13 protein-coding genes are annotated in these 14,740 nt (G+C 54.2%); all 13 read left to right on the top strand.

The annotated features are described in order from the left end of the window. Positions 1 to 3: 3 nt before the first annotated feature. Positions 4 to 1,320, top strand: a complete 1,317-nt coding sequence (locus BR86_RS0100270; RefSeq protein ID WP_031471029.1) for an aldehyde dehydrogenase — start codon at positions 4 to 6, stop codon at positions 1,318 to 1,320. A 10-nt stretch (positions 1,321 to 1,330) separates the two neighbouring features. Continuing rightward, positions 1,331 to 2,440, top strand: coding sequence for a 1-propanol dehydrogenase PduQ (locus tag BR86_RS0100265; protein WP_031471028.1), 1,110 nt, complete (start codon positions 1,331 to 1,333; stop codon positions 2,438 to 2,440). A gap of 62 nt (positions 2,441 to 2,502) precedes the next feature. Further along, positions 2,503 to 3,879 (top strand): sensor histidine kinase, encoded by a 1,377-nt coding sequence (locus BR86_RS0100260; RefSeq protein WP_051684477.1) that lies wholly within the window; start codon positions 2,503 to 2,505, stop codon positions 3,877 to 3,879. Next, positions 3,851 to 4,855, top strand: a complete 1,005-nt coding sequence (locus BR86_RS0100255) for a response regulator (protein WP_031471026.1) — start codon at positions 3,851 to 3,853, stop codon at positions 4,853 to 4,855. The genes BR86_RS0100260 and BR86_RS0100255 overlap by 29 nt, the downstream gene beginning before the upstream one ends. 360 nt (positions 4,856 to 5,215) lie before the next feature. Next, on the top strand, positions 5,216 to 6,418 hold the full coding sequence (gene metK, locus BR86_RS0100250; protein ID WP_051684511.1) for a methionine adenosyltransferase: 1,203 nt from the start codon (positions 5,216 to 5,218) through the stop codon (positions 6,416 to 6,418). A 58-nt stretch (positions 6,419 to 6,476) separates the two neighbouring features. After that, entirely contained in the window at positions 6,477 to 7,073 is a 597-nt protein-coding gene (gene pduL / locus BR86_RS0100245) for a phosphate propanoyltransferase (protein WP_408644129.1), read from the top strand. Between the two features lie 15 nt (positions 7,074 to 7,088). Next, positions 7,089 to 7,940: an ethanolamine utilization protein EutJ gene (gene eutJ, locus BR86_RS0100240; RefSeq protein ID WP_031471023.1), complete on the top strand. Its 852-nt coding sequence runs from the start codon at positions 7,089 to 7,091 to the stop codon at positions 7,938 to 7,940. A 15-nt stretch (positions 7,941 to 7,955) separates the two neighbouring features. After that, positions 7,956 to 9,380 (top strand): aldehyde dehydrogenase family protein, encoded by a 1,425-nt coding sequence (locus BR86_RS0100235; RefSeq protein WP_031471022.1) that lies wholly within the window; start codon positions 7,956 to 7,958, stop codon positions 9,378 to 9,380. 28 nt (positions 9,381 to 9,408) lie between these two features. Next, positions 9,409 to 10,758, top strand: a complete 1,350-nt coding sequence (locus BR86_RS0100230) for a 4Fe-4S dicluster domain-containing protein (RefSeq protein ID WP_031471021.1) — start codon at positions 9,409 to 9,411, stop codon at positions 10,756 to 10,758. A gap of 12 nt (positions 10,759 to 10,770) precedes the next feature. Further along, positions 10,771 to 11,316, top strand: coding sequence for a BMC domain-containing protein (locus BR86_RS0100225; protein WP_031471020.1), 546 nt, complete (start codon positions 10,771 to 10,773; stop codon positions 11,314 to 11,316). 333 nt (positions 11,317 to 11,649) lie between these two features. Then, positions 11,650 to 12,342, top strand: a complete 693-nt coding sequence (locus BR86_RS0100220; RefSeq protein WP_031471019.1) for a response regulator transcription factor — start codon at positions 11,650 to 11,652, stop codon at positions 12,340 to 12,342. Positions 12,343 to 12,413: 71 nt separating this feature from the next. Then, entirely contained in the window at positions 12,414 to 13,430 is a 1,017-nt protein-coding gene (locus tag BR86_RS0100215) for a HAMP domain-containing sensor histidine kinase (protein ID WP_031471018.1), read from the top strand. Positions 13,431 to 13,568: 138 nt separating this feature from the next. Next, complete coding sequence (locus BR86_RS0100210) at positions 13,569 to 14,702, top strand: efflux RND transporter periplasmic adaptor subunit (RefSeq protein ID WP_038287361.1); 1,134 nt, start codon at positions 13,569 to 13,571, stop codon at positions 14,700 to 14,702. Positions 14,703 to 14,740: the final 38 nt, after the last annotated feature.

Raw genomic sequence — 14,740 nt, 5'->3', positions numbered from 1 at the left:
CGTATGGAAGTCAGCATTTTTCCGTCGATCAACGACGCGATCCGTTCGGTAAAGAGTGCGTATGAACGATATGCGGAACTTTCACTGGAAGACCGTGAGGACATCATCGACGGGATCCGGCATCGCCTGGAAGAACAGGCGGATGTGATCGCGCTTCTCGCCGTGAAGGAAACCGGCATGGGATGCGCGGTCGACAAAAAGAAAAAACTTCTTGCCGCAATCCGGAGAACACCGGCTCTCGAGGATCTCATCACGGAAGTCCGGACCGGAGACCGGGGCATGACGCTCTATGAGCTGAGCGCATTCGGCATCGTCTGCGCGATGGAACCGCTGGAGAATCCGGCGGCGTCCCTGATCAGTCACGTGATCGGGATGCTGGCAGCAGGAAATGCGGTGTTCATCTGCCCGCATCCGAGAGCCATCCGGACTTCGAATTATGTGACCAGCCTGATCAGCCGGACGATCGTGGAGATCTGCGGTATCGACAATCTCGTGGTCTCTCTCGATGAGAGCAACATTGCCATGACGGAGGAAGTGATCCATCATCCGGACATCGATATGATTGTATGCGGAGCGGATGAAGACTTCCTGCGGAAGGCGCTGACCGGCGGGAAAAAAGTAATCGGCGAGGGCTGTGCCAATACGGTGACGCTGGTCGATGAGACGGCGGACATCGGGAAAGCGGCCCGGGACATTGCGCTCAGCGCGTCCTTTGACCACAATCTCATGCATTCTTCCGAGAAGTCGGTTCTCGCGGTGGACAGTATCGCGGACCGGCTGGAGAATGAGCTCGAGCGGAACGGAACCCGTGTGATCCGCGACCGGGCGGAGATGAACGAGATTCTGTCGCTTCTTTTTGCGGAGGACGGTTCCTTCCGGAAAAAATGGATCGGACGGTCGGCGGAGGAGATTCTAAGCGGAGCCGGCATCCGGGCGGAGAAGGGAACGCGCCTGATTCTTCTCGAATCGGACGAAGAGGCACCTCTCGTGACCAAAGAACTGAAGATTCCGGTTCTCGGACTGGTCCGGGTGGAAAACTATGAAGAGGGACTTCAGAAGATGCTGGAGATCGAACAGCGGTACCGCCATACGGCGTCGATTCACTCCACCTGCATTGACCGTCTGAATGAGGCGGCGAAAAAACTCCAGACAGGCGTGTTTATCAAAAACGGACCGGCGCTTTCGGCCATCGGTGTAACCGGGATGAAAGGACCGTGCTCGATGATGGTGGCGAACACGACCGGCGAGGGAGCGGTCAGCGCACGGCACTTCGCGCGGCGCCGGAAGTGCATGATGACGAACGGTTTTTCAATCAGATAAGGAACAGATCATGAATCAGGTTTATATCAAAACGAGAGTATTTTCCGGTGAGGACTCCCTGGAGAGGCTGCGAAAATTCGAGAAGAAAAAAATCTGGATCATCTCGGACACATTTCTGGTGGACAACGGCACCATCGACCGGATCACGGAACAGCTGGACCGCTCCAACCGGGTGGTGCTCTGCAGCGATGTGGTGCCGGATCCGCCGCTGAGCGCGGTGGCGAAGGGCGTGGCACTGATGGGCAACATTCATCCGGATATCATCATTGCCTTCGGCGGCGGATCGGCGATCGACACGGCAAAGGGAATCATCTATTTTGCCAAGTTCAGCGGGTTTACGGACGGTGTGCGGTTTATCGCGATTCCGACCACCAGCGGAACGGGCTCGGAGGTATCCTCGGTCACGGTAATCACGGACCCGGACACGAAGATCAAGCATCCCATCGTCGATGACGAAATTCTCCCCGATGAAGTCATCCTCTGCCCGCAGCTCACCTGCTCGGTTCCTCCGTCGGTGACGGCGAACACGGGGATGGATGTTCTGACCCATGCGCTGGAGGCTTATGTATCCCGAAATGCGAACGCGTACTCGGATGCACTGGCGGAGAAGGCTGTGGAATATGTCTTCGGTTATCTCAAGCGGTGCTGCGCGGACGGACACGATATGGAGGCCAGAAGCCGGATGCAGGAGGCGTCGAATCTGGCGGGAAGTGCGTTCAATATCGCCGGTCTCGGCATGAACCACGCGATCGCACATCAGCTGGGCGGAATCTTCCATATTCCGCACGGACTGGCAAATTCTCTGATCCTGATCAATGTGATCCGGAAGAATTCCAACGTCTGTGAGATGAGAGCGCGGTACGCGGTTCTGGCAAGAAAACTGAATCTGGCCGGAAAAGAGCACTCCGATTCCGAGGCGGTGACACTTCTGTGCGAAAAGATCCGGAGCTGCCAGATGGAAATGAAGATTCCGGTGACATTTGCCGAAGCGGGAATCCGACCGGAGTCAGTGATGGAAAAAAGCACAGAAATATGGAAAAATGCACAGAAAGATATGTGTTCCGATACCGCAATTTGGCGTTTTGATCAGTGCGATGTTGAGGATGTCTTACAGCTATGATAGAATAATTTAATTGAGAAAATTAATTCATACAACTTTTGGGCTGAGAGAGTGGTTAGAGAATGAAGAGACAAATCTATTCTGAAGGCAGCAACTTTGCGGATGCGCAAAGCACCGCGGATGTTTGTCCACCCGTAAGGGCCGAAAAGCAGCATAGTCCGGTAGACCTCAATCAATTTGACATTGTGCATTTATTCGGCAAAGAAAAGCTGGAAGACATCCAGAGAACTATTTCGAAAGTGACGGGACTGGCATTCGTTACGGTGGATTTTAAGGGGGAACCCGTAACGGAAGCCACGTATTTTTCCAAGTTCTGCTGGTGTATGCGGAAGAATCCGGTCACTGAGCAGATCTGCTGGTCGTCGGACGCGTACGGAGCCGTTCAGGGAACGATCCGGAAGAAACCGAGCGTGTATTTTTGCCCGTGCGGACTTCTGGAGGTCGCGATTCCGCTGATCGTCCGGGGACATTACCTCGGCGGGTTTATCGGCGGGCAGGTTGTCTGTCATGACGCCCCTGAGGGAGTCGTTCATCTGGATAAGATTCTGATGCGGCCGGATATTCAGCAGGAAGCCAACATCGACTACGAACTGCAGGATGAGATGACAAAACTCACTTATGACCAGTTCATCAATGTGGTCGATCTGGCGGCGATGATCATCAATCAGCTGACGGAGAGCGAGCTGGCGAAGTTTGAAAAGAGCAGGGATGAGAAACGGGACATCGAGGAACTGGAGCGCGAAATCGATGAACTCCGTTATCAGAACAAGCTGAAGAGTCTTGAAATCTCAAGCATGAATTATGCGAGACATCCGCAGTTTATCATCAACACAATGACTTCCATCGCGAACCTGGCGATTGTGGAGGGGGCGGAAGAAACCAGTGAGGCGGCGATCAAGTTTTCCGAGTATATGAAGTCGCTGTATCTGGACCGGAGTGATTTCTGGACGATGGAGAAGGAGCTGGACAACGTCGAGCTTTACCTGGAGATTCAGAAGATCCGGATGGGAGACCGGCTGAATTATTCCATCGAACTTCCGGGAAACATGAGAATGCAGCGCATTCCGTCCAACACGCTTCCTGTTTTTGTGGAGCAGGCGATCATTCACGGCGTCGGTCTGAAAGAAGAAGGCGGAACCGTTCTGGTCCGTGTCGGCACAGACGGCGAGGATGTGGTCATCTATGTCGAGGACGACGGCCCGGGTTACACGAATGAACAGTTCGAGGAAATCTACGGGCGGCTGGACAATAACGACAGCTGCGGCGTATCCCAGAGTGTGGAAGTGATGAGCCGGCGTATGAGGATTCTCTTCGGCAGAGAATATGATGTGACGACGGAAGTGACAGAAGGAACAGGCCGAAGGGTTTGTATCCGGTATCCGAAGTATCTGGATGAAGGGGTCAGACAAAATGTATCGAATCCTAATCGTAGACGATGACCGCATCATGCGCGAGGCATTTAAGGTCATGATCGGGAAAATAGACGGATTTGAAGTCTGCGCGGAGGCGGTCACCGGCCAGCAGGGAGTGGACTTTTACTGCCGTTATAAGCCGGATATTGTCTTTATGGATATCTTTATGCCGGGGATGAACGGAATTGACGCGATCCGCGAGATCCGGAAGATGGATCCGGATGTGGTCATTTACATTTTTTCCGCCTATTCCAATTTTGAACTCGCCAAGGAAGCCGTACAGCTTCAGGTCCGGGAATATGTGATGAAACTGGTGACGTTCCAGACACTGAAACGGATTCTGATGACGTATAAGACCGATCGTGAGGGAGATGCGAACTACTATCTGAATCAGATTCAGGAGATGGTCGCGGAGAAAGATTTCCGGAAGATGTACTACAGCATCGGAGATGTGGTGGCGCAGATCTACCGCCAGTACGGCGAGGATCCGGGAAAACTGAAAGAGATCTTCGGATACATCGGACATCGGCTGATCTCGTCCGTCAATATGGATGAGACGGAAATGCCGGATGTGAAAAAGCTGTTTCCGATCAATACCGAGTTTCTGACCGAGAAGGTCGTCGGCGAAATGTGGCTGTTCCGGGTCATCAATTATGTGTTCGGACAGAACAGCGTCCAGCGCTATCCGGTGCTGCAGAGCGTGTTTGATTTTATCGAGGCCAACATTTACTCCGAGATCGGTCTGGAGAAAATCACCGAAGAGTGCGCGATCAGTCAGGGTTATCTCAGCCGGATCTTCAAGAGCCAGTTTCAGGTGAGTGTGATGGAATATCTTCACATGAGGAAGATTCACATCGCAAAGAATTATTTCTTCTTTACCAATTCAAGCATCGCGGAGGTGGCGGAGCGTCTCGGATACAGCGAGAGCAGTTACTTCAGCAAGGTGTTCAAGAAGTATGAACACAAAACCATTCAGCAATACAGAAAATCTATATTTGCGTGAGCGCATCTCCAGCGCAGAAGGGTGAAGAACCCGGAACGCCAAATCCAACCGTTGACAATCAGTCGGAACATGCCCCTTGTTCCTGAAAAAACGAGCTTAGAGCATCAAGGGGCATTTTATAACATAAAATAATTAAAAAATAGGAAAATAGATACTATACATAGAATAAAAAATAACAAATAATAACGAAATGAACCAAACCAAACCGCAATAAGACAAGCGAGCTGCGACAAAACGTGCGGCATGACATCTTTTTTCAAAAGGGAAGATAGCGGCGCTGCGGAACGGATCCGGTGAATGAGACGGCCGGTGCGGCGGGAAAAGAAAACATACAAAAGGAAAGATAAGAGGGGTGAGACGATGACAACACATTATGTGACTTCCGAGTCGGTGACCGAGGGACATCCGGATAAGCTGTGCGACCAGATCTCGGATGCCATCCTCGATGCCTGCCTGGCGCAGGATCCGCGATCACACGTGGCGGTGGAGACGATGGCGTCGAAGAATACGGTGATGATTGCCGGAGAGATCACGACGAAAGCCCGGATCGATGCCGAGGCGATCGCCCGGGAGGTGATGCGGGAGATCGGATATACTTCGCAGGAAGCCGGAATCGACGCGGACCGGTGTCTGGTTCTGACCAACCTCAATGTACAGTCTGCGGACATCGCGATGGGCGTAAACCGGTCGGCGGACGGAATGGAAGTGATCGGCGGCGGAGATCAGGGAATCATGTATGGATATGCCGTCCGGGAGACCGCTCATCTCATGCCGAAGACGATCGAGCTGGCCCACGGTCTGGTGCGTCAGCTGGCGGAGGTCCGGAAGGACGGAACCGTCCCGGGTCTTTACCCGGACGGGAAAGCGCAGGTCACCATGTCGTATGCGGAGGACGGGACACCGGTATCCGTGGAGAGTGTGGTCGTTTCCGCGCAGCATGAGGAAGGTGTAAACCCGCAGAATCTGAGGGAAGCCCTGATCCGGAAAGTCATTCTTCCGGTTGTTCCGGAGGCGGAGCTTCTTCCGCCGGAAAAGATCTTTATCAATCCGACGGGACGTTTTGTCATCGGCGGCCCGATGGGAGACACGGGGCTCACCGGGCGGAAGATTATGGTCGATACCTACGGCGGCATCGGAAAACACGGCGGCGGCGCCTTCTCCGGGAAGGATCCGAGCAAGGTTGACCGGTCGGCCGCATACATGGCCCGATACGCCGCAAAGAACATTGTGGCGGCGGGACTGGCCGAACGGTGTGAGGTCGCCATCGCTTATGTGATCGGTCAGATCCGGCCGGAGGCGGTGACGGTGGAGACATTCGGAACCGAGCATCTGGACCGACGGATCATCGAGAACATCGTGACGGAGGTCTTCGATTTTTCGGTGGCGGGGATGATCCGAAAACTGGATCTGAGAAGACCGCAGTACCGGAAGACCGCGGCGTACGGACATTTCGGCCGGTCGGAGGAATTCGGCTGGGAGAAGACGGACCTCGCGGAAGTGCTTCGGAGAAAGGCACTGGGAGAGTTGTATGGGGGATTTCTTCGGAAAGGAGTACAGAAGTAACATGGAAAAGGATCTCGCAAATCAGGAACAGCTGATCTCCAGGGTTGTGGAAAAAGTCATGGAGCAGCTGAAATATTATGACCGGTTTAAGATTCCCATCGGTGTCTCAAATCGACACGTACATGTATCCAGAGAAGATCTGGATGTCCTCTACGGAAAAGGTTATGAGCTGACGAAAAAATCGGATCTCGGCCAGCCGGGACAGTTTGCGGCGGAAGAGACCGTGACGGTCCGCGGGCCGAAGGGCGAATTTAAGGGCGTGAGAATTCTCGGGCCGATCCGGCCGGAAAGTCAGGTGGAGATCTCGCTGGCCGACGGATTCAAGCTTGGCGTCCGGGCCCCGATCACAGAGTCCGGTCATCTCGACGGAACGCCTGGCCTGACGCTGATCGGACCGAAGGGGACCGTGGAGATGCCGCAGGGAACGATCGTGGCACTCCGCCACATTCACATGACACCGGCGGATGCGGAGCGTATGGGCGTCAAAGACAAGGACATCGTGGATGTGGAAACCTTTGGCGAGAGAGAAGGCGTTCTGGGCAATGTTCTGGTCCGGGTTTCCGACAAATTTGCGCTGGAAATGCATGTGGATATGGACGAGGCGAACGCCTGCTCGCTGAAAAACAAAGACTACGTGGTGATTGCGAAGAGATAATGAGGGGCTGAGAGAGTGATTATACAAAAAGGTGTTCTGGATTCATTCGCTGCGCTGGTGGAAGAGGAGACCGGGAATTTATCCGACGGCGGGCTGAAAACCGGCGTGGACCTCGGAACCGCGAATATCGTTCTCGCGGTGGTGAACGGGGACAATGAACCGGTGGCCGGCGCGACATTTCCTTCCTCGGTCGTGAAGGACGGCATCGTGGTGGATTACATGGGGGCAATCCGGATTGTCCGCAATCTGAAAGCGAAGGTGGAAGCGGTCATCGGAAGAGAACTGACCGAAGCGTCCTGCGCTATTCCGCCGGGTGTGGAGTCCGGCAGTGTGAAAGCCATCTCCAATGTGGTCGAGGGCGCGGGATTTGACGTGGTCAATATCGTCGATGAGCCGACGGCAGCCGCGTCGGTTCTCGGGATCACGGACGGCGCGGTCGTCGATGTCGGCGGCGGTACGACGGGGATCAGCATTCTGAAAGACGGGAAGGTCATCTACACCGCAGACGAGCCGACCGGCGGAACGCATATGACACTGGTCATCGCCGGCTACTACGGCGTGTCCATCGAGGAAGCGGAAGCGATGAAAAAAGATCCGGCGCGGGAAGCGGACATTTTCCCGATTGTAAAACCGGTCATTCAGAAGATGGCTTCCATCGTGAAGCGGTTCCTCACGGGCTACGAGGTGCCGGCGGTCTATGTGGTCGGCGGCGCGTGCAGCTTCCGCGAGTTCACCGACGTGTTTGAAAAGGAACTCGGCATTCAGACGATCAAGTCCAATCAGCCGCTTCTGGTAACGCCGCTGGGAATTGCCATGAACAGCGTGCGGAACGAGGAGAATATCCAAAAATACAGAGGAAGGATGTAGAAAGGGGTTTTTAACATGGAAATCGATGTAAATGTAATTGAGAAAATGGTACGGAAGGCAGTTGCGGAGGTGACGGCGGAGTCCGCACCGAAGGCGTGCTGCGCTGCTCCGGAAAAGCAGGGAAACTACGGCATCTTTGAGACGATGAACGATGCCATCGAGGCATCGGCGGCAGCACAGAAAAAGCTTCTGTTCTCGAAGATGGAAGAACGCCAGAAATACTGCGACGCGATCCGTGCTGCGGTGCTCGACAAGCAGAATATGGAGATGATCTCCATGCTTTCCGTCGAGGAAACCGGAATCGGACGGTATGAGCACAAGCTCATCAAAAACCGTCTGGCAGCGGTGAAGACGCCGGGAACCGAAGATCTGATCACGGAAGCAATCACCGGAGACCACGGACTGACACTGATCGAGTACTGCCCGTTCGGCGTCATCGGTGCCATCACGCCGACCACCAATCCGACCGAGACCATCATCTGTAATTCGATTTCTATGATCGCAGGCGGCAATACCGTTGTCTTCAGCCCGCATCCGAGAGCAACCAAGGTATCGCATCTTCTCGTGAACATTCTGAACAAGGCGCTGGAGGCAGCCGGTGCACCGGCCAATCTGATCACGACTGTCCGGGAGCCGTCCATTGAGAATACCAACATCATGTGTGAACATCCGAAAGTCAGAATGCTGGTAGCAACCGGCGGTCCGGCCATCGTCCGGAAAGTTATGTCCACCGGAAAGAAAGCCATCGGCGCCGGAGCAGGAAATCCGCCGGTAGTAGTCGATGAGACCGCGGACATCGAGAAGGCGGCAAAGGATATTGTGGACGGATGCTCCTTTGACAACAACGTTCCGTGCATCGCGGAAAAAGAAGTCTTTGCCGTGGATTCCATCACCGATTACCTGATTCACTGCATGAAGCAGAACGGCGCGTACGAGATCACGGACCGCGATCTCATCGAGCGTCTGGACGCGCTTGTCACCAATGAAAAGGGTAAGCCGAAGGTAGAATTTGTCGGAAAGAGCGCAAAGTACATTCTGGATAAGCTCGACATCAGCGTCGGGGATGATATCCGTGTCATTATCATGGAGACAAAGAAGGACCATCACCTTGTCACCGAGGAGATGATGATGCCGATCCTTCCGATCGTCCGCTGCAGGGATGTGGATGAGGCGATTGACGAGGCGTATATCGCCGAACACGGAAACCGCCATACGGCGATGATGCACTCGAAGAATGTCGACAAGCTGACCAGAATGGCAAAACTTCTGGAGACCACCATTTTCGTAAAGAATAACCCGTCTTATGCCGGAATCGGTGTCGGCGGCGAAGGACATACGACATTTACCATCGCCGGACCGACCGGCGAAGGCCTGACCAGTGCCCGCTCCTTCTGCCGAAAGAGAAGATGTGTGCTGTCCGATGCGCTTCATATCCGTTAATTGTGTTTGATCAGAACCGGAGATTGTTATGGACTTATTAGAGAAAATCATGGCAGCCGGAATCGTCGGGTGCGGAGGCGCAGGCTTTCCGACGCACGCGAAATTAAACTGCACGGTAGAGTACCTGATCGTGAACGCGGCGGAGTGCGAACCACTCCTGCGGACCGACCGGTATCTGATGCTGAACCGGGCTCCGGAAATTGTCTCCGCGATGGAACTCGTCGCGGAGACCGTAAAGGCCCGGAAGCTATATATCGCGCTCAAGGAGACTTATACGGATGAGATCGCGTCCCTGAACGCGGCGATTGCGGCAAAAAACAGCAGAGTGGAGATCTTCCCGCTGAAGAATTTCTATCCGGCGGGAGACGAGCAGATCATGGTGCTGGAGGTGACGGGAAGAACGGTTCCGCCCAGCGGCATTCCGCTCGATGTGGGAGCGGTTGTCTCGAATACAGCGACGATGTGCGGAATCTATGACGCGTCCCGGGACATTCCGTTTACAGACAAATATCTGACGGTGACCGGCGCGGTGGCGCATCCGACGATCGTGAAAGCCCCGCTCGGAACCCCGTTCCGCGAGTGCATTGAACAGGCGGGAGGAGCTCTGACCGGCGACTATCACATTCTCGCCGGCGGCCCGCTGATGGGAAAACTCTACCGGAAGGAAGACCTCGATCAGTACTATGTGACAAAGACCACGTCCGGCATTGTGGTTGTTCCGGATGAGGCAAAACTTGTGGAGATGCGGCAGACACCGCTTCACACGATTCTCCGGCGCGCCAAGAGCGCCTGTATCCAGTGTCAGACCTGCACCGGCATGTGCCCGAGATATCTGAGCGGGCATCCGCTGGCCCCGCACAAGATCATGCGGAAGCTGGCGTACGCCGGGGATGTGAAGGAGATACTGGAAGACGCGGATGTGAGGGAAGCGATGACCTGTTCGGAATGCGGCGTCTGTGAGGCATATGCATGTCCGATGGGCCTTGCACCCCGTCAGGTGAATGTCTTTGTCAAGAAAGCGCTCCGGGAGAGCGGATTCCGGTACCGGAAAGAAACGGAAAAAACGTTCCGGAAGAGAGAGGAACGAGAGTACCGCAGGATTCCGTCGTATCGGATCGCCGCCCGTCTCGGGGTGGAAAAGTATTATCATTACACGATCCGTGATCTGTGCGAAATGCAGCCGGAAGAAGTTCACATTTCCCTGCAGCAGCACATCGGCGCGCCGTCTGTGGCCGTCGTTTCCGCCGGCGATCTTGTGGAGAAAGGTGACCGGATCGGAGCGATCCCGGAGAAGAGTCTCGGCGCGAATATTCATGCAAGTATCCGCGGCCGGGTCGTGTCCGTCGATGAACATACGGTTGTGATCCGAAGAGAATAAGGGGCATATACTATGATATCAATCGGTTTTCTTGAAAGTAACAGTATTGCCAGAGGGGTTGAGGCGGCGGATGCGATGCTGAAAGCGGCCGAGGTTCGTCTTGTCACCGCAAAGCCGAGCTGCCCCGGCAAGTACCATATTATGATCTGCGGCGAGGTGTCCGCAGTAGAGTCCGCGATGGCGGCGGGAAAAGAACGGACGGGCGGATCCCTGATCGACGATCTGATCATCCCGAGAGTTCACCCGCAGGTGATCGAAGCCATCCATATGTCGGTGATGCCGGAGCGCATCCGGGCGATCGGCGTCATGGAGTATTATTCCGTGGTGCAGGCAGTGATCGGCGCGGATGCGGCAGTAAAAGCTGCGGGCGTAACACTTCTGGAAGTGCGGCTCGGCACCGGAATCGGCGGAAAGTCGTTTGTCACGCTGACCGGCGATGTATCCGCAGTGGAAGCCAGTGTACAGGCCGGAACCAGGGAGGCGGCTGAGAACGGTCTTCTGATCAGTAAGATCGTGATCCCGCATCCCCATCCGGATCTGATTCCTGCTTTATTATAGTTTTTCACTTTAGACTGATGCGGGGGACCCCCATGCCGAATTCCGGTTCGGCATGGGGGTCTTCTGCGTCTGCACGCAAAGTCCGCAGTCTCCTTTCCGTTACTTTCGGGGATGGGGAGGCGAAATCCGCTGGCAGACTTTGTTCAAAGTATGGTTAAAACATTGAATTTGACATTTTATTCAGCGTAAGATGAAAAAAGAAGAGAATTGAAAAATGAACTGTTTTTTCATGATCAGTTCATCTTGATTCGATATGGTATCGTTCAGAAAAAAAGATGTTCCGGCAGAGAGGAACAGGAAGACAATCGGATCCGGACATCACGGGAGGTATGCATGCGGACAATTTTAGTGGTGGAGGACAATGCCGAGCTGCGTGAGCTCTATGCGCTGGTTCTGCGGAAAGCGGGATATCAGACACTGACCGCGTCGGATGGCGTGGAGGCGTCGTATGCGCTGGAAAAGAATTATGTCGATATGACGGTGACGGACATCATGATGCCGAACATGGACGGATATGAATTTGTTCAGAATATCCGCAGCTTTAACAAAGAGATGCCGATCCTGATGATCACGGCGAAGGATGATTTCAAGTCCAAGAGCAACGGCTTTCACAGCGGAGCGGACGATTATATGGTGAAACCCATCGATGTGAATGAGATGCTTTTGCGGGTGGACGCGCTGTTCCGCCGTGCCAAGATCGCGCAGGACCGGAAACTGGTTATTGGATCGACGGAACTGGATTATGAAGCACTGGCGATCCGGCGGAATGGCATGGAGGTCACGATTCCGAAGAAGGAATTCTACCTTCTGTATAAGCTGGTCTCTTCGCCGAACAAGATCTTTACCCGCCGTCAGATCATGGATGAGATCTGGGGGATGGACAATGAATCCGATTCGCAGACCGTCGATGTTCATATCAACCGGCTCCGGAAGCGCTTCGCCGATGATCCGGATTTCCGGATTGAGACGGTGAGGGGACTGGGATACAAGGCGGTTCTGCAGCTTTCCGGGAAAGCGGAAATTTGATGCGCGGCTGAAACAAGTCGTTTTTACGGGCGCGACGCGGATTCTTTGCGGAGAATAGAGGAAGGAAGACCATGAAGGGATTTCGTAAATGGTGGATCTATCTGATCGTGATTTCGTTTTTGACGGCAGTGCTGTCGTTTTTTACCGGTCTGATTGTCGGGTACAATATCATGCGGTTCGGAAACCGGTTCGGCGTTCTCGTGCGCTCGCCGATTATCCCGATCGTCGTCACGGCAGGTTTTGCGATTGTCGGGATCGGCGGCTTTATCTCTATCAAGATTTTCCGGCCCATCAGTCAGATCGCGAATGCCCTCGGAGAAGTCGGAAACGGCAATTTCAGCGTCCGGTTGAACGATTGGGACGGACTGGATGAAGTGCGTGCACTCAGTCACACCTTCAATGAAATGGTGCAGGAGCTGGAAGAAACGGAAACGCTGCGCAATGACTTCGTGTCGAATGTGTCGCATGAATTCAAGACGCCCCTTGCGTCCATCGAGGGATATGCCACGCTGATGATGTCGCCGGAGGCGTCCGCGGAGGAAATGAAGAATTACGCCAGGCGGATCATGACGAGTACCGCGCAGATGTCGGTGCTGATCGGTAATATCCTCGCGCTGTCAAGACTGGACACGGGAGGGATTCCCGAGGAGAAGACGGCATTTTCCCTGGACGAACAGCTCCGGGAGGCGATTCTCTCCCTGGAACCGCGATGGTCGGAGAAGAATATTGCATTTGATATGGATCTTCCGATGATCAATATCACCGGCTACGAGCATCTTCTCTTTCAGGTCTGGACCAACATCTATGCGAATGCGGTCAAGTTTTCGCCGGAAGGCGGCTGTATCCGGACCACACTGGAACAGAGGGGAAAACGGGTTTTTGTGACAATCGGCGATGAGGGAATCGGAATGACGCCTCAGCAGCTCCGGCATGCGTTTGATAAATTCTATCAGGCCGATACGGCGCACAAGGCGGAAGGAAACGGTCTGGGACTGGCACTGGCCAAAAAGATCGTGGAGATCTCCGGCGGAAAAATCTCGGCGAAGAGTGAGCCGGGAAAAGGAACCGAGTTTATGATCGAACTGTAACAACGCGGAAACTGTTGCCGGAAAAAGAAAAAGCGGGGCAGTTCCGATATGCCGGCAAACCTGTGAAAGCGTATTCCGGTGAGAATCACATACAGAATCAGTTGTCGCAAAATGGAAAGACAAAGGAGACATAAGAACATGAAGAAGTCAACAGTTATTATTCTGGCTGCCGTTGCCGCTGTAATCGGTTTTGCCGTCTTTCGACGGATGAATCAGTCAAAGCCGTTTGCGGCGGGACAGTCCCTGCCGGTTGTGGAGACCGTAAATCCGGTGTACGGAAAGATCAGCAACGAGACGGCTCTCATCGGAACCATCATGCCGTCGGATTCCGTTGCGGTCACTGCCAAAGCGGGCGGCGATGTCACCGGCGTCTTTGTGAAAGCCGGAGATACCGTCAACGCCGGTGATTTGATCTGCACCATTGACACGAAGCAGGTGAGCTCCGCCAAGACGACGCTGGACAACGCGAGACTCTCGCTGAAGTCGGCGCAGGATACCCTGAGCCGGGAAAAGCTTCTCTATGATGCGGGAGATCTCAGTCAGCAGGATTACGATAATTATGTGAATCAGGCGGAGAAGGCGAAAGTCAGTTTTGAGTCCGCGCAGACGGCTTATCAGACGCAGATGGATTACGCCAATGTCAGGGCAAAGATCAGCGGCGTGGTGGAACAGTGCAGCATCGAAGTCAATGACTCGCTGAATGCGGGCGCGTCCATCTGCGTGATCACCGGCGCCGGCGCCAGGGAAGTGCATTTTTCCGTGACGGAGCGGATCCGCGGGGCACTGGCAGTCGGCGATGAACTCAAAGTTCAGAAAAATGATGACACATACACGGCGAACATCACGGAGGTGAGCACGATGGCGAATTCGTCCACCGGGCTTTATGAGATCAAGGCGGCGTTCAATGAGACTTCCGGGGATGTGTCTGCATTTTCCAACGGATCGATGGCGAAGATCCGCGTGGTATCCAGCCATGCGGACAATGTCATGATTCTGCCGAAGGACTGCATTTACAGTGAGAGTGCGGGAGACTTTGTCTATACCGTGACCGACCATGTGCTGAAAAAAGTTCAGGTTACTACCGGCATGGAAGATCCGGAAAATATCGAGATTACCGATGGCCTCACCACCGATGATGTTGTCTGCTCGACCTGGAGTTCGGAGCTGGATGACGGAACAAAGGTCCGTCTGAAGGGAGAAAGCACAGAGACTTCGCCGGAAACATCCGCCGGCCCGGAAGGAATGTCGGGAGCACCGGCCGGAAGACCGTAAGATCATGCGCCGGGCGAAGGAAATGTGAGATAAGAGGA

The organism is [Clostridium] aminophilum DSM 10710, assembly GCF_000711825.1.
GTDB classification, from domain to species: Bacteria; Bacillota; Clostridia; order Lachnospirales; family Lachnospiraceae; genus Clostridium_R; species Clostridium_R aminophilum.
The sequence above is the reverse complement of the archived record's forward strand: the minus strand, read 5'-3'. Positions and strand labels throughout refer to the sequence as shown.

Coding starts and splice junctions, on each gene's coding strand:
- BR86_RS0100225 (WP_031471020.1), top strand. CDS start 10,771: ATGATATCAATCGGTTTTCTTGAAAGTAACAGTATTGCCAGAGGGGTT.
- BR86_RS0100255 (WP_031471026.1), top strand. CDS start 3,851: ATGTATCGAATCCTAATCGTAGACGATGACCGCATCATGCGCGAGGCA.
- pduL (WP_408644129.1), top strand. CDS start 6,477: ATGGAGCAGCTGAAATATTATGACCGGTTTAAGATTCCCATCGGTGTC.
- BR86_RS0100210 (WP_038287361.1), top strand. CDS start 13,569: ATGAAGAAGTCAACAGTTATTATTCTGGCTGCCGTTGCCGCTGTAATC.
- BR86_RS0100220 (WP_031471019.1), top strand. CDS start 11,650: ATGCGGACAATTTTAGTGGTGGAGGACAATGCCGAGCTGCGTGAGCTC.
- BR86_RS0100230 (WP_031471021.1), top strand. CDS start 9,409: ATGGACTTATTAGAGAAAATCATGGCAGCCGGAATCGTCGGGTGCGGA.
- BR86_RS0100260 (WP_051684477.1), top strand. CDS start 2,503: ATGAAGAGACAAATCTATTCTGAAGGCAGCAACTTTGCGGATGCGCAA.
- metK (WP_051684511.1), top strand. CDS start 5,216: ATGACAACACATTATGTGACTTCCGAGTCGGTGACCGAGGGACATCCG.
- BR86_RS0100215 (WP_031471018.1), top strand. CDS start 12,414: ATGAAGGGATTTCGTAAATGGTGGATCTATCTGATCGTGATTTCGTTT.
- BR86_RS0100235 (WP_031471022.1), top strand. CDS start 7,956: ATGGAAATCGATGTAAATGTAATTGAGAAAATGGTACGGAAGGCAGTT.
- BR86_RS0100270 (WP_031471029.1), top strand. CDS start 4: ATGGAAGTCAGCATTTTTCCGTCGATCAACGACGCGATCCGTTCGGTA.
- BR86_RS0100265 (WP_031471028.1), top strand. CDS start 1,331: ATGAATCAGGTTTATATCAAAACGAGAGTATTTTCCGGTGAGGACTCC.